Here is a 16,950-nt window from a genome sequence, read left to right as displayed (position 1 = left end):
CGCCACTCTAAAATCGTCCTCACCTCCGCGACCTGCAGGACCTTGACGACGTCATTGAGACATCATGCTGCCCGATTCTTGGGGGCCGGCGGCTGCACTGGCGAGGCGCAGCCAAGTGTCCACCACGGTGTCCGGGTTCAGTGACACGGAATCGATGCCTTCGCCAACCAGCCACTCGGCAAAGTCCGCATGGTCGCTGGGCCCCTGGCCGCAGATCCCCACGTATTTCCCCCGGGCCTTACAGGCCGTGATGGCCATGCTCAGCAGCTTCTTGACGGCGGGATTGCGTTCATCAAAGCTTCCGGCGACGATGGCCGAATCCCGGTCCAGACCCAGGGTCAGCTGGGTCATATCGTTGGAACCGATGGAGAACCCGTCGAAGTGGTCCAGGAATTCATCGGCCAGCAGTGCGTTGGCTGGCAGCTCGCACATCATGATGACCTCCAGCCCGTTTTCGCCGCGGCGCAGTCCGTTCTCCGCGAGCAGGTCGATCACGCCGCGGCCCTCGTCCAGGGTGCGCACAAAGGGGATCATCAGCTTGACGTTGGTCAGACCCATCTCATTGCGCACAAAGGACAGGGCCTCGCACTCCAGGTCGAAGCAGTCCCGGAAGGACGGCTCCAGGTAGCGGGAAGCGCCGCGGAAGCCGAGCATCGGGTTTTCTTCATGCGGCTCGTAGGCGGGTCCGCCAAGCAGGTTGGCGTACTCGTTGGACTTGAAGTCGGACATGCGCACAATCACCGGTTGCGGCGCGAACGCGGCGGCGATGGTTGCCACCCCTTCGGCCAGGCGCTTGATGTAGTAGTCGCGTGGACTGTCGTAAGCGGCAATCCGCTCCCGGATTTGCACTGCCACGTCCGCCGGTTGTTCGTCCACGTTGAGGAGTGCCTTGGGGTGGATGCCGATCTGGCGGTTGATGATGAACTCCAGCCGGGCAAGGCCGACGCCGTGGTTGGGCAACTGCGCGAAAGCGAACGCCTGCTCCGGTGTGCCGACATTCATCATGACCTTGACCGGGGCCTCGGGCAGCTGGGTGATCTCGGTTTCCTGGACGCTGAAGTCCAGGAGTCCTTGGTAGATCAGCCCGGTCTCGCCTTCGGCGCAGGAGACGGTCACCTCGGTGCCGTCGGCGAGGATGTCCGTGACGTCTCCGGTGCCGACGACGGCGGGAATCCCCAGTTCACGGGCGATGATCGCCGCGTGGCAGGTGCGTCCGCCCCGGTTGGTGACGATGGCGGACGCGCGCTTCATGATCGGTTCCCAGTCCGGGTCGGTCATGTCGGCGACGAGGACGTCACCGGTTTCGAAGCCGGCCATCTGGTCGATGGCGGTGAGGATGCGGACGCGGCCGGCGCCGATGCGCTGGCCGATGGCACGGCCTTCGGACAGCACCTGGCCGGTCTCGTTCATGCGGAAGCGGCTGAGCCGGCCGGCGGGCCGGCGGGACTGCACGGTCTCCGGGCGGGCCTGCAGAATGTAGAGGCCACCGTCGATCCCGTCTTTGCCCCATTCGATGTCCATGGGGCGCCCGTAATGGTGTTCGATGGCGAGGGCATGGCGCGCGAGCTGTTCGACGTCGTGGTCCGTGATGCTGAAGCGGTTCCGCAGTGCAGCCTCGACCGGCACAAAATCAATGGTGCGGCCGATGTCACGGTTGGCCGTGTATGTCATCTGGAGTGCCTTCTCGCCGAGTCCGCGCTTGAGGATGGCGGGGCGGCCGGCCTGGAGGGCGGGTTTGTACACGTAGAACTCGTCCGGGTTGACGGCGCCCTGGACTACGGCTTCGCCGAGGCCGTAGGAGGAGGTGACGAAGACGGCGTCCTGGAACCCGGATTCGGTGTCCATGGTGAACATGACGCCGGATGCCCCGACGTCGGAACGCACCATGCGCTGGACCCCGGCCGAAAGCGCCACGTCTGCGTGCTCGAACTTGTGGTGCACCCGGTAGGCGATGGCACGGTCGTTGTAGAGGGACGCGAACACATCCTTGATGGCCAGCAGGATGTTGTCGATGCCGCGGACGTTCAGGAAGGTTTCCTGCTGCCCGGCGAAAGAGGCATCTGGAAGATCTTCCGCCGTCGCGCTGGAACGGACAGCCCAGGAAAGGTCCGTTGAGCCCCCGTGCTTGTCCACCAACTTCTGGTAGGAGGTACGGATCTGAGCTTCAAACTCCGGCCGGAAGGGCGTCTGTCGCATCAGGCTCCGGATTTCCTGGCCCGCCTCGGCCAAGGCGGTCACGTCATCGGTGTCCAGGCCGACCAGCCTGTCGGCAATCTTCCGGTCCAGGCCCGAGTCGGCCAGGAAGCTGCGATAGGCGTCCGCCGTGGTGGCGAACCCGTCCGGCACCTGGACGCCGGCCGAGGTCAGGTTCGCCACCATCTCACCGAGAGAGGCATTCTTGCCGCCCACCCGATCCAAGTCCTTGAGTCCGAGTTCTGAGAACCACAGGATGTCTGTCGTCATGGTCGTTGCTCCTTTGCAAATGGCGGCACGTGCGGCGCTGCCTCGGTGTTCGGCGAACACAGGTTGAAGGCGTCCCCGTCCACCGTGGCAGGTCTTCGCCAAATTTTCCACGTGACATGTGCCACGCGTTGTTTGTGAAACTTATCTCTAATGCTTGAGCTGCATCCGCTGCAGGATGGTGGCAGCCATTTCCTCCACAGACACGCTGGCCGAATTCAGGTATGGAATCCCATGCGAGACATACAAAAGTTCGGCGCTGCGCAGCTCAAAGCCGCACTGGCGCAGCGAGGCGTACGGAGAGCCGCGACGGCGTTCGGTGCGGACCTGGCTCAGGCGGAGGGGATTGGAGGTAAGGCCGAAGCACTTCCCAACGAACGGCCGCAATGGCTTGGGGAGCCCCTCCCGTTCGAAATCCTCGTCCACGAGCGGGAAGTTCGCGGCGAAGATGCCGTGCTGCAGCGCCAGATACATGGTGGTGGGTGTCTTGCCGCAGCGGGAAGGGGCCACCAGAATGATCTGGGCTTTTTCCAACGCCCGCAGGCTCTGACCGTCATCATGTTCCATGGCGTATTCGACGGCTGTCATCCGGGATTGATAGCGGGCGGCGTTTCCCAGACCATGCGCACGGCCCGGTTCGCCGCTGGCCAGGGTGCCAAGGGCCCGTTCCAGTTGGCCGACGTTCGTCCCGATAAGGTCCACCATCGTTCCCTTGCATCGGGCCAGGGTCCGGCGGATGTCGCTGCCGACGACGGTGGAAAAGACGATCGGTGCCGGGCCGCGGGCGGCGAGTTCATCGATGGTGTCCACGACCGCCTGCGCCTGTTCGACGGTCATGATGAAGGGGAGCGTCGTGCGGTCAAAATTGTTGACGGGGAACTGCGTCAGCAAGGTGTTGCCGAGAGTTTCTGCGGTGATGCCTGTACTGTCCGAGAGGAAGTACACCGGGCGGGGAACGTCATCAGTCATGAACGTATTCTCCACCAGTGTCGCGGCGATGCCGTCGGTGGCGTGACTTCCGGTCGGGTGGGGAGCGTCGCGGGGTCCATGCGCATCAGGCCGTCGCATGGGCTGTGAGCAGGGAGGCGGCTTCCTGGCGGGTGTGCCCGGAGTCCTCGATGCCTTCGGCGATGTGGGCCAGGTGTTCGGGGATGTCGCGGCCTTTTTTGCGCATGGCGGTGGCCCAGAGGCGTCCGGCCCGGTAGGAGGACCGCACCAGCGGCCCGGACATGACGCCCAGGAAGCCGATCTCCTCCGCCTCCTGGGACAGTTCCAGGAATTCCTGCGGCTTGACCCAGCGGTCCACCGGCAGGTGCCGTTCGGAGGGGCGCAGGTACTGGGTGATCGTGATCAGGTCCGTCCCGGCGCCGTACAGGTCCGCCAGGGCCTGGGAGATTTCCGCCCGGGTTTCGCCCATGCCCAGGATCAGGTTGGACTTGGTGACCATGCCCAGGTCCCTGCCCTGGGTGATGACGTCCAGGGACCGCTCATAGCGGAAGGCCGGGCGGATGCGCTTGAAGATCCGCGGCACCGTCTCCACATTGTGGGCGAACACTTCCGGGGCGGAGTCGCAGATCGCGGCGATGTGCTCGGGCTTGCCGGAGAAGTCAGGGATGAGCAGCTCGACGCCGGTGTTCGGGTTCAGCTTGTGGATCTTGCGCACCGTCTCGGCGTACAGCCAGACGCCCTCATCGGCCAGGTCGTCGCGGGCCACCCCGGTGACCGTGGCGTAGCGCAGGTTCATCTGCACCACCGACTCGGCGACCTTCGTCGGCTCAAACAAGTCGATCGGCGAGGGCTTGCCGGTGTCGATCTGGCAGAAGTCGCAGCGCCGGGTGCACTCGGAGCCGCCAATGAGGAACGTCGCCTCCCGGTCCTCCCAGCATTCGAAGATGTTGGGGCAGCCGGCCTCCTCGCACACCGTGTGCAGGCCCTGGCCCTTGACCAGGTTCTTCATCGCGATGTACTCGGTGCCCATCTGGACCTTGGCTTTCATCCAGTCGGGCTTGCGCTCCACGGGTACCGCGGCGTTGCGCTGTTCGATCCGCAGCATCTTGCGTCCCTCGGGTGCCAACGTCATTTCAATGCTCCTCTTTGCGGTGCCGGCAGGGTGGTCCTGCCGGTTGCTGCTACTTTCAAGCGATGTGTCCGCAGGGTGCATCAGCATTCGACGACGTTGACGGCGAGTCCGCCCATGGCGGTTTCCTTGTATTTGGAGGACATGTCCTTGCCGGTTTCGCGCATGGTGATGATGACTTCGTCAAGGGAGACCCGGTGCTGGCCGTCGCCCCAGAGCGCCATTTTGGCGGCGTTGATGGCCTTGGCGGCGGCGATGGCGTTGCGTTCGATGCACGGGACCTGCACGAGCCCGCCGATGGGGTCGCAGGTCAGGCCCAGGTTGTGTTCCATGGCGATTTCCGCCGCGTTTTCAACCTGTTCCGGGGTGCCGCCCATGGCCTCGGCCAGGCCCGCGGCCGCCATGGACGACGCCGAGCCGACCTCGCCCTGGCAGCCGACCTCCGCGCCGGAGATGGAGGCCTGTTCCTTGTACAGCACGCCCACGGCGCCGGCGGCGAGCAGGAACTTCACCACGACGGCGTCCACTTTTTCGGCGGAGGCGTCGCGCATGCCCTCGAGGTAGTGGGTGGCGTAGAACATGACCGCCGGGATGATGCCGGCCGCGCCGTTGGTGGGGGCGGTGACCACGCGCCCGCCCGAGGCGTTTTCCTCGTTCACGGCCAAAGCCACCAGGTTCACCCATTCCTGCCAGAACTTCGGGTCCCGGTCCGGGTCCTCCGCCAGCAGGCGTTCATGCCAGGCGGGGGCCCGGCGCCGGACCTTCAGCCCGCCTGGGAGCAACCCCTCCCGGGCCAGGGAGGAGTTCTTGCAGTCCTCCATGACGTCGCGGATGTGCAACAGCCCGCCCCGGACCTCCTCCTCCGTCCGTTCGACGAGTTCGTTGGCGAGCATGACGTCGCTGAAGTTCCCGCCCGCCGCGGCGCAGTGCCTGAGCAGTTCCGCGGCCGTGCGGAACGGGTAGGGCAGCTGTGCTTTGGAGGTCTCCAGCTCGGTCTCCGCCGCCTCGGCCTCGCCGTCGCGGATGATGAAGCCCCCGCCCACGGAAAAGAACGTGGCCTCGGCCAGCACGGCGCCGTCCGCGTCGCTGACGGCAAATTTCACCCCGTTGGTGTGCCGGGCCAGGATGGTCAGCGGGTGCAGGACGATGTCCTCGGCACCGTAGGCCAGCTCGATCCGGCCGGCCAAAAGCAGCGGCGCGCCGGCGGCAAACGCGGCCAGCCGGGACTCCACCTCCTCGGGCAGGACCAGTTCCGGTTCCCGGCCCTCCAGCCCCAGCAGCACGGCCGTCATGGTGCCGTGCCCGCGCCCCGTCGCCGCCAGGGACCCGTACAGGTCCACCCGCACGGACGCCACCTGTCCCAGCAGCCCGCCGCCGGCCAGTTCCCGCGCAAACGTCGCCGCGGCGCGCATGGGTCCCACGGTGTGCGAACTCGACGGGCCAATCCCGACGGAAAACAAATCAAAAACGCCAACGGACATGGAAATAACACCTTTCAAGGGTCGCCAGTGATGCGGCAGCCGGGGGAAACAGGGAATAACGGGGCTCGGGTGCCAACCCGGGAGTTCCGGCACCCCCAATGGGGGTGGAAACTCCCGGGCCCCGCAGGCCCGAAGGGCCGGGAGGACTCCCGGTCAGGACAGCGCCGCGACCCCGGGGTACAGGGGATGCGCTGCCGCCAGCGCGGCGACCCGTGACCGCAGCCCGGAAAGGTCGGTGCCGGCGTCGGCAATCAACGCCTCGGCAATGATGTCGGCAACCTCGGCGAAGGCCGCTTCACCAAATCCGCGGGTTGCCAGTGCCGGGGTGCCGATGCGCAGGCCTGAGGTGACCATGGGAGGGCGGGGGTCGAACGGCACGGCATTGCGGTTGACCGTAATGTCGATGGCGGCCAGCCGGTCCTCTGCCTGCTGTCCGTCGAGCTCGCAATTGCGCAGGTCGACCAGGACCAGGTGGACGTCGGTGCCACCGGAAACCACGCAGATCCCCTTGACCGCGACGTCCGGCTGGATGAGGCGATCGGCCAGGATCCGGGCACCGGCCAGCACCCTTTCCTGGCGTTCCTTGAATTCCTCGGAAGCTGCGATCTTGAACGCCACGGCCTTGCCGGCAATGACATGCTCCAGCGGCCCGCCCTGCTGCCCGGGGAACACGGCCGAGTTGATCTTCTTGGCAATGTCGGCGTCGTTGCTCAGGATGATCCCGCCACGCGGACCGGCCAGGGTCTTGTGCGTGGTGGAGGTGGTGACGTGGGCGTGCGGCACCGGGGACGGGTGCAGGCCCGCGGCCACCAGGCCGGCGAAGTGCGCCATGTCCACCATGAGGTACGCGCCGACCAGGTCCGCGATGCGGCGGAAGTGCGCAAAATCCAGCTGCCGGGCATAGGCCGACCAGCCGGCAACAATGAGGGCAGGCTTGTGCTCGAGCGCCAGCCGCTCCACCTCGGCCATGTCCACCCGGTGCGTATCCTCGCGGACCTGGTATGGGACCACATTGTACAACCGGCCGGAGAAGTTGATCTTCATGCCGTGCGTCAGGTGGCCGCCGTGGGCCAGGTTCAGGCCCATGATGGTGTCGCCGGGCCTGATCAGCGCGTGCATCACGGATGCGTTGGCCTGGGCGCCGGAGTGCGGCTGGACGTTCGCGTACGCGGCGCCAAACAGGGCCTTGACCCGGTCGATCGCCAGCTGTTCGACGACGTCGACGTGCTCGCAGCCGCCGTAGTAGCGCCGTCCCGGGTACCCTTCGGCGTACTTGTTCGTCAGCACCGAGCCTTGGGCTGCCATGACGGCCGCCGCGGTGTGGTTTTCCGAGGCGATCATTTCCAGGCCGGTGCGCTGGCGGGCCAGCTCGGCGTCGATCTGGACGGCGATTTCCGGGTCCAGGGTTGCCAGTGGGGCATCCAGGCTCGGTGAGGTCACCTGGACGTAGTCCACGGTGGCGCCGGCGCGGCTCACAGCTCGCCTCCGTTGGCAGCTGCGTACTCTGGCGCGGTCAACAGGGGGCCTTCGGAATCCACGGCCACCTTGAACAGCCATCCGGCTCCGTAGGGATCGGAATTGACGAGTGCCGGGTCATCGACGACGGCGGCGTTCACTTCGGTGACCTCGCCGGTGACCGGGGAGTACAGGTCGGAGACGGACTTCGTTGACTCAATTTCTCCGCAGCTCTCGCCGGCCGTGACGGTGGAACCGGCTTCGGGCAGGTCCACGTATACGATGTCGCCGAGTGCGTCGGCGGCCACGGCGGAGACGCCGATGGTGGACGGGCCGGCGCCGTCGGCGGCGATCCACTCGTGCTCGGCGGAATACTTCAGTTCAGAAGCGACTTTGCTCATGATGATCCTTGTCCTAGGGAATTTCTCGAAAGGGGGGGGGGGGTTATTTCTGGCGCTTGTAGAAGGGCAGTGCGACGACCTCAAAGGGTTCGGCCTTGCCGCGGAGGTCGACGTCCAACATTGTGCCCGGCTCGGCATGCGCGACGTCGACATAGGCCATGGCGACCGGGTATCCCAGGGTGGGGCTCGGCTGGCCGGAGGTGACTTCACCGATGACGGCGCCGTCCTTGAGGACCGGGTAGTGTCCGCGTGCGGCCCGGCGGCCCACGCCCTTGAGCCCGACGAGCTTGCGGCCGGACGCGATGCCGTCGCCGGCTGCCTTGATGGCGGCCAGCGCAGCCTTGCCGATGAAGTCGCTTTCCTTGGCCAGTGACACCACGGGCCCCAGGCCGGCGGCGTAGGCGTGGCCGGACGTCGAGAGCTCGTTGCCGTACAACGGCATGCCGGCCTCCAGGCGCAGCGAGTCGCGGGCGGCAAGCCCGGCCGGGATGAGTCCCTGCCCCTGGCCGTTTTCCAACAGAGTTTCCCACAGTGCTGCCGCGCCGCCGTTGGGCAGGTAGATCTCAAAGCCGTCCTCGCCGGTGTAGCCGGTGCGCGCCAGCAGCAGGTCCTGGACAGTACCGTTGACGGTGAAACCAACCTCGACGGCGGCGTAGTACTTCAGCTCGGTCACCAGGGAATGCTGCGCCTGTGGCACGAGTGTCAAAAGGATCGCCTCTGCGTTGGGGCCCTGCACGGCGATCAGCGAGGTCTCGCTGGAGGCGTCCTCGACGACGGCGTCGAACCCGGCGGCCCGCTCGGCCAGGAGCGCCGCAACCGTGGCGGCGTTGCCGGCGTTGGGGACCACCAGGTACTTCTCGTCGCCGCGGCGGTAGGAGATCAGGTCGTCAATGATGCCGCCATCGGCGTTGCAGATCAGCGAGTACTTGGCCTTGCCCACGGCCACCGCGGACAGCTTGCCGGCCAGGGCGTAGTCCAGGAAGGCGCCGGCGTCGGGGCCGGTCACCCAGACCTCGCCCATGTGGGAAAGGTCGAACAGCCCAGCGGCGTTGCGGACGGCGTGGTGCTCGGCCAGCTCCGAGGAGTACTTCAGCGGCATCTGCCAGCCGCCGAAGTCCGTGAACGAGGCGCCCGCCTTCTGGTGTTCGCCGTAAAGGGCAGTGTGGTTCTCAGTCATGGGAAAATCCTTAGTTTTCAGAGTCTGCTGTGGTGTCCTCGAAGGATCCTGTGTTGTCCTCGAAGGATTCGAGGGGAGGGCAGGAGCACACCAGGTTTCGGTCCCCCGCTGCCCCGTCGACGCGGCCCACGGGCGGGAAGTACTTGTCCTGCCGCAGGCTGTTTACCGGGAAGACGGCCTGTTCGCGCGAGTATCCGCGGTCCCAGCTGGAATCGACGACGGCGGCAGCCGTGTGGGGGGCGTTGCGCAGCGGGCTGTCCGCCAGGGTGAAGACGCCCTCGGCCACCTGGTCGATCTCCTGCCGGATGCCGACCATGGCGGTGATGAACCGGTTGATTTCGGTCAGGTCCTCCGATTCGGTCGGCTCCACCATGAGGGTGCCGGCCACGGGGAACGACAGGGTGGGGGCATGGAAGCCGTAGTCGATCAGGCGCTTGGCCACGTCCTCGGCGGTAACCCCCGTCTTGGCGGTCAGCTCGCGCAGGTCAAGGATGCACTCGTGGGCGACGAGGTCGCCCGCTCCCGTGTATAGGACGGGGAAGTGCTCGTTGAGCTGGGAGGCAATATAGTTCGCTGCAAGGAGCGCGGACTTGGTGGCCTCGGTGAGTCCCTGCCCGCCCATCAGCTTGACGTAGGCCCAGGAGATGGGCAGAACGCCCGCGGACCCGAACCGCGAAGCGGAGATCGGAACCCCGGTGGTCGAGCCTGGGGCCCCGGCCGCGTTGGCATCTCCGGGCATGAAGGGTGCCAGGTGCGCCTTGGCGGCAACCGGGCCGACGCCGGGGCCGCCGCCACCGTGCGGGATGCAGAAGGTCTTGTGCAGGTTCAGGTGGCTGACGTCGCCGCCGAATTTGCCGGGCTGGGCGAGTCCCACGAGGGCGTTGAGGTTGGCGCCGTCAACGTAAACCTGTCCCCCGGCGGCATGGACGGCGTCGCAGACCTCGCGAACATCCGCATCGTAGACGCCGTGCGTGGACGGGTAGGTGATCATGATCGCCGAGAGCTGGTCCTTGTGGCTCTCGATCTTGGCCTGCAGGTCCGCATGGTCAATGGCGCCGTCGGAGGCGGTGGCCACGACGGCGACCTTCATGCCGGCCAGCACGGCGGAGGCGGCATTCGTGCCGTGTGCCGATTGCGGTATCAGGCACACGGTGCGCCGGTCGTCGCCGCGGGAGATGTGGTAGCCGCGGATGGCCAGCAGGCCAGCGAGCTCGCCCTGGGAACCGGCGTTGGGCTGGAGGGACACCTGGTCGTAACCGGTGACCTCACAGAGGTCCGCTTCCAGGCCCGCGATCAGTTCGCGCCAGCCCTCTGTCTGGGAATCCGGGGCAAACGGGTGGATGGAGGCGAACGCGGGCCAGGAGATGGCTTCCATCTCGGCCGTGGCGTTGAGCTTCATGGTGCACGATCCCAGCGGGATCATGGTGCGGTCAAGGGCCAGGTCCCGGTCGCTGAGCCGGCGGATGTAGCGCAGGATCTGCGTTTCGGACCGGTGGGTGTTGAACACGGGGTGCGTCAGGAAGTCCGAGGTGCGCCCGGTGTCAGCCGCGAGGGCGAAGCCTGCTCTTTCCGCACCCTTTCCGTGGTCCGTGCCGTCCCCGGCGGGTGCGGCACCAAACACAGCGGCAACGCGGGCGACGATGTCCGCCGTCGTCGTCTCATCAACGGAGATGCCCACGTTGTCGGCGTCGATGGCGCGCAGGTTGATGCCGTCCCGCTCAGCCAGGTCCAGGATGGCGCCGGCCCGTCCCGGGACGTGCACCGTGAGCGTGTCGAAGAAGGAGGTGTGCAGGACCTGGATACCCGAACCCTGCAGGGCCGCTGCCAGGGTGCGGGCGTGGCCGTGGGCGGTCTCGGCAATCGCCTTCAGGCCCTCGGGCCCGTGGTAGACCGCGTACATCGAGGAGACAATGGCCAGCAGCGCCTGGGCCGTGCAGATGTTGGAGGTGGCCTTCTCGCGGCGGATATGCTGCTCGCGGGTCTGCAGGGCAAGGCGGTAGGCCGGAAGGCCGGTGTTGTCGGCGGAGACTCCGACGATGCGCCCGGGCAGTGAGCGTTCCATGCCGTTGCGGACGGCCATGTAGGCAGCGTGCGGGCCGCCGAAGAACAGCGGCACACCGAAACGCTGAGCAGTTCCCACCGCAATGTCCGCGCCCTGTTCCCCGGGAGGCGTGATCAACGTCAGGGCCAGCAGGTCCGCGGCCACCGTGACGAGCGCGCCGCGTTCCTTCGCCTCGGCAATGACCGGGGCGTGGTTGAAGACGCGGCCCGAAACGCCCGGCTGCTGCAGGACGATGCCGTTGATGTCTCCCTCCGGCAGGCCGAGGGACAGGTCCGCAACCTCCACCTCAAAGCCCAGTGCTTCGGCCCGGCCCTGAACAATGGCGATGGTTTGCGGCAGGAGGTCCGCATCAAGGACGGTCTTGCCGTCGGCCGCGGCCTTGGTCTTGTTGGCCCGGCGCATGAGCAGCACGGCCTCGGCCACGGCGGTGGATTCATCGAGCAGGGAGGCGTTGGCGACCGGCAGGCCGGTCAGGTCGCTGACCATGGTTTGGAAGTTCAGCAGTGCCTCAAGGCGGCCCTGCGAGATCTCGGGCTGGTATGGGGTGTAGGCGGTGTACCAGGCCGGGGCTTCGAGGACGTTGCGGCGGATCACCGCAGGCGTCACGGTGTCGTAATAGCCTTGGCCGATCATCTGGATGGCCGTCTTGTTCTTCGCGGCCAGGGCGCGGAGTTCGGCCAACACCTCAACCTCGCTGAGGGCCGGCCGGAGTGCCAGCGGTGTCTCCTGACGGATGGAATCCGGGACGGCGGTGTCCACCAGCGAGTCGACGCTGTCGTAGCCGATGGCCTTGAGCATGCTGTCGATGTCGGCCTGGCGGCGGGCGCCAATGTGCCGGTCGGCGAACACGGTCGGATTGGATTGAATCGTCATGAGGAACTCCAAGGTACGGCCGGCCCGGGGGCACGGCATGGGTTTGGGTTCCTCCCCGCTCTGTCTTGGACCTGAGAGATTCCGCAGGACTTCCGTCCGCTTGCACCGTCGGTGAGTATGGCTTTCGCCAAACTGCTTTCCAGAGTTGCCTCGCCGTGGCGGTACATGGGCCTGAGAGATTCCTGGGGAGGATTTGCTCCTACGGCGCCGCCAAAAAAGCTGGGAGGACTCTCCCGCCACGATTCGAAAGGCACATAAAACTGTGGGTGATTCGCACCACACACTACACGATGATTCCAGGCGAGGCAAAAACCGCATCACTGGCGGAATGAATGGCCACACCCCTCTGACATGCCCCGGCCCGTGACTTCGAACGGCCGGTCGCCCGTTTGCGTGAAGCCAGTCCTTACGCTAGCGTGTGACTCGCGTCACCCAAAAAGTGAAGTGCCCATGATCCGCGGCGGGAGAGTCCTGCCGGTACAGTCAGCAGGCGCCGTAGGAGCAAACCCTCCCCGGGAATCTCTCAGGCCCATGTACCGCCGTGGCAAGGCAACTCTGGAAAGCAGTCCGGCAAAACGGGCTCACCGACGGTGCAAGCGCGGCCTTGGACACAAGGCGGTGCGGAAACTCTCAGGTCCAAGACAGAGTGGGGAGGAACCCAAATATTCGTGGCCCCCTGCCGCCTAAACGATGGAGTTCCTTGTGACGATTTACCACCCCACGTCCGTTAAGGACGAGCCGCCCCAGCTTGAGCGGCAACTGAGCAACCGGCACATCCAGCTGATCGCCATCGGGGGGGCCATTGGAACGGGCCTGTTCATGGGCTCCGGCAAGACGATCTCCGCCGCCGGGCCCTCCGTGATCTTTGTTTACATGATCATCGGTTTCATGCTTTTTTTCGTCATGCGGGCCATGGGCGAACTCCTGCTGAGCAACCTCCACTACAAGTCATTCAGCGATTTCGCGGCTGACCTGTTGGGGCCCTGGGCCGGTTTCTTCACAGGTTGGACGTACTGGTTCTGCTGGGTGATTACCGGAATCGCCGACGTCATTGCCATCGCCGGGTACTCGCAGGAACTCTGGCCGGGACTTCCGCTGTGGATTCCCGGGCTGGTCACGATCGGCATACTTCTGGTGCTGAACCTGACCACCGTCCGGGCGTTTGGTGAAACCGAATTTTGGTTTGCACTCATCAAGATTATTGCCATTGGCGCCTTGATCGTGGTGGGCCTTTTCATGATCTTCAGCGGGTTGCACTCGGAGGCCGGAGCAGCAAGCTTTACCAATTTGTGGAGCCATGGCGGGTTCTTCCCGCACGAGTTCATGGGCTTCGTCGCCGGCTTCCAGATTGCCGTGTTTGCCTTTGTGGGCATTGAGCTGGTTGGAACCACTGCAGCCGAGGCCAAGAACCCGGAGAAGAACCTGCCCAAGGCCATCAACTCCATCCCCGTGCGCGTGCTGCTCTTCTACGTCGGCGCCCTGATCATCCTGATGTCCGTCATCCCGTGGACCCAGTTCGCCGCCGGACACAGCCCCTTTATCGCCATGTTCTCGCTCGCTGGATTGGGGGCCGCCGCCACAGTGGTCAACCTCGTGGTGCTGACGTCGGCGATGTCCTCGGCCAACTCAGGCATCTACTCCACCTCCCGCATGGTTTATGGCCTGGCCCAGGAAGGCGACGCCCCCCGTCCCTTCGGCAAGCTTTCCCGCCGCAAGGTGCCCAGCAATGCCCTGTTCCTCTCCTGCATCCTGCTCCTCTCCGGCGTAGTGCTCATGTACGCGGGACAAGACATCGGCAAGGCCTTTGAAATGGTGACCACCGTGTCCGCGGTCTGCTTCGTGTTCGTCTGGTCGATGATTCTTGTCAGCTACATCGCCTTCCGGCGGCGCCGGCCTGAATTGCACGACTCGTCCAAGTTCAAGATGCCCGGCGGCATCCCCATGGTGATCGTCGTCCTTGCGTTCTTCGCCTTTGTCATCTGGGCGCTGACCACCCAAACCGACACCTTGCAGGCACTGCTCGTCACGCCGGTCTGGTTCATCATCCTCGGCGTGGTGTGGTTCTTCCTGCGCCGACGCCCAAGCCACTTGTCCCGCTACGCCAAGTTCCAGAAAGACCTCAAGTCGGAACGCGTCGTCGCCCGGGAATTGCTGGACAATGGCACGGGAGCCGGAAGGTGACGGCGGAAGCCGGCTTGGCGCCGTCGGCCATCCCCGCCTTAAACGGTGCGAAGGCAATTCTTCATGCGGGTGCACTTCGTGTCGACGGGCGTCGCGCCCGCCGGTGACGAACTCCGGCAAAGCTTCGCACCGGTGGCGGAACGATGGGGCATGAACCGGCGGCTGGAGCCGCACGGCCGATGTCCGCGGTTAGGGATTGGAGCGAAAACAGCCGCTGCTCATGGACCAGTACGGGGATCTCTGCGCCGCGGGGTCCGATTCGGGCGAATTTCATCTGGCTTCCTTTGGTTGCTGTCCGGCAGTAGATGGTCAACGGCTGGAGCGGCTTGGCTATCCCGCCCGCGCGCCTTATGGGATACCAAAGTGTATGCCGCCGGGGTGGGCGTGCTGCAAGCCCTGTGACGATTGTGTCGCGCCGCGGCCTAAATCCGTGGGTCGGCCTTGGATGGATGAAGGAAGTAGTCCGCGATGCAGAAATCTTTTCTCAATTTTTGGTTGACAGTGAGCTACACCACGCCGTACTCTCATTTTTGGGATCCCAAATCTCCCTCACCGTCGAGGCGACGGCGCCCGCACCCCGAGCTGTCAGTCCATCCAAAGGATTTCTCCAATGACTATCAATGAACCCACCGTTGAGGTTGCGGCCGAAAGGCCACCAACCACCGAACCAGTGATTACACGCCGGCCCACGAAGGTGCGCTGGAAGCTCTTCGTCCTGCTCCTTGTTCTGGTCACGCTGAACTATGTGGACCGCGGCTCCATTTCCGTGGCCATGCCGCTGATTCAAAAGGAATTCAACCTTTCCCCTGAAGTGATCGGCCTGCTGCTCTCGGCCTTCTTCTTCGCCTATGCGCTCATGCAGGTGCCGGCCGGCTGGCTGATCGACCGCTTTGGCGCCCGCAAGATGGTCACGGCCTCGTGTGTTGGCTGGGGCCTGGCCACCGCCGCCTGCGGCCTGGCCTGGAACTTTGCCAGTCTCTTCACCGCCCGCGCCGCCATCGGTATCACCGAGGCCGGGATCATGCCCTCGGGCGGCAAGCTGAATGCAACCTGGATGCCGCAGAAGGAACGCGGCCGCGGCGCAACCATTCTGGACGCCGGAGCACCTCTGGGTGCAGGTCTCGGCGGCCTGATCATTGCCAGTCTCATCGCGCTGACCGGAGGCTGGCGGGGAGCGTTCATCGCCGTCGGCATCGCCACCGCCGCCTTCGGCTTCCTGGCCTGGTGGTACATCCGCGACAATCCCCGGCTGCACAAGAACGTCAACGAGGGCGAACTCGCCTACATCGAAGCCAGCCACGCCGAAGAGGACGCCAAGGCTGAAGCGTCCAAGGGCGCCGGCAGGCGCGGACTGCTGCCGTACCTGAAATACCGGTCTTTCTGGTCCATGTGCTTTGGCTGGTTCGGCTTCAACGGCGTCTTTTACGGCCTGCTGACCTGGGGCCCGCTGTACCTCTCCCAGGCAAAGCACTTCAACCTCGCGGCGGTCGGCTGGGGAACCTTCGCGATCTTCGGCGCCGGCTTCGTCGGGGAACTTCTGGGCGGTTTCATCGCCGACTGGTGGCAGACCAAGGGTGCCTCCGCCAACCTAGTCATGCGGACACTGCTGGGCATCTCCAGCCTGATCGTCGTCCTCGGCCTGGTGGGCGTGACCGTCGTATCCGACCCCCTGACCGCCGTCCTGCTCCTCTCCGCTGTCCTGTTCTTCCTGCGCTGGGTGGGCCTGTTCTGGAGCATCCCCGCACTCCTGGGCGGCCGGACCAACGCCGGCATTCTGGGCGGAGCGATGAACCTGAGCGGAAACATCAACGGATTCATCACACCCATCGCGGTGGGACTGATCGTCGGAGCCACCGGCGGCTACACCTGGGCGTTGCTCTACTTTGTCGGTTCCGCCGTCATCATGGCCGTCTCCGTCCTGACCATGGACTACAGCCGCCGCCTCCCGGTCTGAGCCCACTGAAGCGGCACCGCCCCCATCATCCCTCCCTAGTGCAGACAGGTACGTGCCATGAAGATTCTGGTCATCAACCCCAATATCAGCGAGAGCGTGTCCGCGCTGATCCGTGCCGAGGCGGAGCGTGCTGCGTCCCCGGGTACCGAGATCATCGTCCGTACCGCTGCGTTCGGCGTCGAATACATCGAAACGCGGGTTGAGGCGCTGCTGGCCGGCACCGCCGTGGCCCAGATCATCGCCGAGGAGGAGGGCAACGTGGACGGCGTGGTCGTGGCGGCCTTCGGGGACCCGGGAATGCCCGCACTGAAGGAACTCGTCGATGGTCCCGTCGTCGGCATCACGGAGGCGGCCATCCACACGGCGGCCCTGCAGGGAAGCCGGTTCTCCATCGTTGCCATTTCCCAGCGGATCCAGGCCTGGTACCGGGAATGCGTGGAGCGCAACGGGATGGGCAGCAGCCTCGCCTCGATCCGTTCGCTGCAGGATTCGCTGGGCAGCATCGGCTCAGTCCAGGAGGATTTCAAGGACAAGCTGCTGCAGCTGGCCCACGACGTCGTCGAACAGGACGGGGCCGACGTCGTCATACTGGCCGGTGCACCGCTCGCCGGCCTGGCGCGCGACATCGGCGGCCAAATCCCTGTCCCCGTGGTGGACGGCATCTCCGCCGGAGTGAAACAGTGCGAGCTGCTCATCAGCCTCAACGGCGGCACCCACCGGAAGGGCAGCTTTGCCCGGCCGCCGCTAAAAACCAACGCAGGCCTCTCTGCGGACATCACCCGCACCCTTGACCGGGGCTCCAAGACCAGCCAGAAAGTTCGGTAGCACC

General features: G+C 65.4%; 11 protein-coding genes and 3 riboswitches. Of the genes, 3 read left to right on the top strand and 8 right to left on the bottom strand.

Features of this window, described 5'->3' with window-relative positions:
- Positions 1 to 51: 51 nt before the first annotated feature.
- The 8 genes from ppsA to gcvP form a co-directional block, all read right to left on the bottom strand.
- Entirely contained in the window at positions 52 to 2,463 is a 2,412-nt protein-coding gene (gene ppsA / locus QMG52_RS06315) for a phosphoenolpyruvate synthase (protein WP_283559581.1), read from the bottom strand.
- 147 nt (positions 2,464 to 2,610) lie between these two features.
- Positions 2,611 to 3,429 carry a pyruvate, water dikinase regulatory protein gene (locus QMG52_RS06310; protein WP_283559580.1) on the bottom strand — a complete coding sequence of 273 codons (819 nt, stop codon included), beginning with the start codon at positions 3,427 to 3,429 and terminating at the stop codon, positions 2,611 to 2,613.
- Between the two features lie 85 nt (positions 3,430 to 3,514).
- Positions 3,515 to 4,540, bottom strand: a complete 1,026-nt coding sequence (gene lipA, locus QMG52_RS06305) for a lipoyl synthase (protein WP_283559579.1) — start codon at positions 4,538 to 4,540, stop codon at positions 3,515 to 3,517.
- Positions 4,541 to 4,620: 80 nt separating this feature from the next.
- Positions 4,621 to 6,018: an L-serine ammonia-lyase gene (locus QMG52_RS06300; RefSeq protein WP_283559578.1), complete on the bottom strand. Its 1,398-nt coding sequence runs from the start codon at positions 6,016 to 6,018 to the stop codon at positions 4,621 to 4,623.
- 153 nt (positions 6,019 to 6,171) lie between these two features.
- The gene (gene glyA, locus QMG52_RS06295; RefSeq protein WP_283559577.1) at positions 6,172 to 7,494 is read right to left on the bottom strand and encodes a serine hydroxymethyltransferase; all 1,323 of its coding nucleotides are present in this window, start codon (positions 7,492 to 7,494) and stop codon (positions 6,172 to 6,174) included.
- Complete coding sequence (gene gcvH, locus QMG52_RS06290; RefSeq protein WP_283559576.1) at positions 7,491 to 7,874, bottom strand: glycine cleavage system protein GcvH; 384 nt, start codon at positions 7,872 to 7,874, stop codon at positions 7,491 to 7,493. The genes glyA and gcvH overlap by 4 nt, the downstream gene beginning before the upstream one ends.
- 43 nt (positions 7,875 to 7,917) lie before the next feature.
- Positions 7,918 to 9,051, bottom strand: coding sequence for a glycine cleavage system aminomethyltransferase GcvT (gene gcvT / locus QMG52_RS06285; RefSeq protein WP_283559575.1), 1,134 nt, complete (start codon positions 9,049 to 9,051; stop codon positions 7,918 to 7,920).
- Positions 9,052 to 9,061: 10 nt separating this feature from the next.
- Positions 9,062 to 11,986, bottom strand: coding sequence for an aminomethyl-transferring glycine dehydrogenase (gene gcvP, locus QMG52_RS06280; protein WP_283559574.1), 2,925 nt, complete (start codon positions 11,984 to 11,986; stop codon positions 9,062 to 9,064).
- 149 nt (positions 11,987 to 12,135) lie between these two features.
- Positions 12,136 to 12,232: riboswitch (glycine riboswitch) on the bottom strand.
- 205 nt (positions 12,233 to 12,437) lie between these two features.
- Positions 12,438 to 12,535, top strand: a riboswitch (glycine riboswitch).
- A gap of 1 nt (position 12,536) precedes the next feature.
- Positions 12,537 to 12,641: riboswitch (glycine riboswitch) on the top strand.
- Positions 12,642 to 12,676: 35 nt separating this feature from the next.
- Between gcvP and cycA the strand changes: the two genes are divergently transcribed.
- From cycA to QMG52_RS06265, 3 genes are all read left to right on the top strand, one after another.
- Positions 12,677 to 14,167 (top strand): D-serine/D-alanine/glycine transporter, encoded by a 1,491-nt coding sequence (cycA, locus tag QMG52_RS06275; RefSeq protein WP_283559573.1) that lies wholly within the window; start codon positions 12,677 to 12,679, stop codon positions 14,165 to 14,167.
- Positions 14,168 to 14,777: 610 nt separating this feature from the next.
- Entirely contained in the window at positions 14,778 to 16,121 is a 1,344-nt protein-coding gene (locus tag QMG52_RS06270; RefSeq protein ID WP_283559572.1) for an MFS transporter, read from the top strand.
- A gap of 57 nt (positions 16,122 to 16,178) precedes the next feature.
- Positions 16,179 to 16,946 (top strand): aspartate/glutamate racemase family protein, encoded by a 768-nt coding sequence (locus tag QMG52_RS06265; protein ID WP_283559571.1) that lies wholly within the window; start codon positions 16,179 to 16,181, stop codon positions 16,944 to 16,946.
- Positions 16,947 to 16,950: the final 4 nt, after the last annotated feature.

The sequence above is a fragment of the Paenarthrobacter sp. PH39-S1 genome (assembly GCF_030063245.1).
In the GTDB taxonomy this organism is placed as follows: domain Bacteria; phylum Actinomycetota; class Actinomycetes; order Actinomycetales; family Micrococcaceae; genus Arthrobacter_M.
The sequence above is the reverse complement of the archived record's forward strand: the minus strand, read 5'-3'. Positions and strand labels throughout refer to the sequence as shown.

What these genes read in the sequence shown, in the direction of transcription:
- lipA (WP_283559579.1), bottom strand. Translation starts at nt 4,540, where the DNA reads ATGACGTTGGCACCCGAGGGACGCAAGATGCTGCGGATCGAACAGCGC.
- QMG52_RS06270 (WP_283559572.1), top strand. Translation starts at nt 14,778, where the DNA reads ATGACTATCAATGAACCCACCGTTGAGGTTGCGGCCGAAAGGCCACCA.
- cycA (WP_283559573.1), top strand. Translation starts at nt 12,677, where the DNA reads ATGGAGTTCCTTGTGACGATTTACCACCCCACGTCCGTTAAGGACGAG.
- gcvT (WP_283559575.1), bottom strand. Translation starts at nt 9,051, where the DNA reads ATGACTGAGAACCACACTGCCCTTTACGGCGAACACCAGAAGGCGGGC.
- QMG52_RS06300 (WP_283559578.1), bottom strand. Translation starts at nt 6,018, where the DNA reads ATGTCCGTTGGCGTTTTTGATTTGTTTTCCGTCGGGATTGGCCCGTCG.
- gcvP (WP_283559574.1), bottom strand. Translation starts at nt 11,986, where the DNA reads ATGACGATTCAATCCAATCCGACCGTGTTCGCCGACCGGCACATTGGC.
- gcvH (WP_283559576.1), bottom strand. Translation starts at nt 7,874, where the DNA reads ATGAGCAAAGTCGCTTCTGAACTGAAGTATTCCGCCGAGCACGAGTGG.
- QMG52_RS06310 (WP_283559580.1), bottom strand. Translation starts at nt 3,429, where the DNA reads ATGACTGATGACGTTCCCCGCCCGGTGTACTTCCTCTCGGACAGTACA.
- QMG52_RS06265 (WP_283559571.1), top strand. Translation starts at nt 16,179, where the DNA reads ATGAAGATTCTGGTCATCAACCCCAATATCAGCGAGAGCGTGTCCGCG.
- ppsA (WP_283559581.1), bottom strand. Translation starts at nt 2,463, where the DNA reads ATGACGACAGACATCCTGTGGTTCTCAGAACTCGGACTCAAGGACTTG.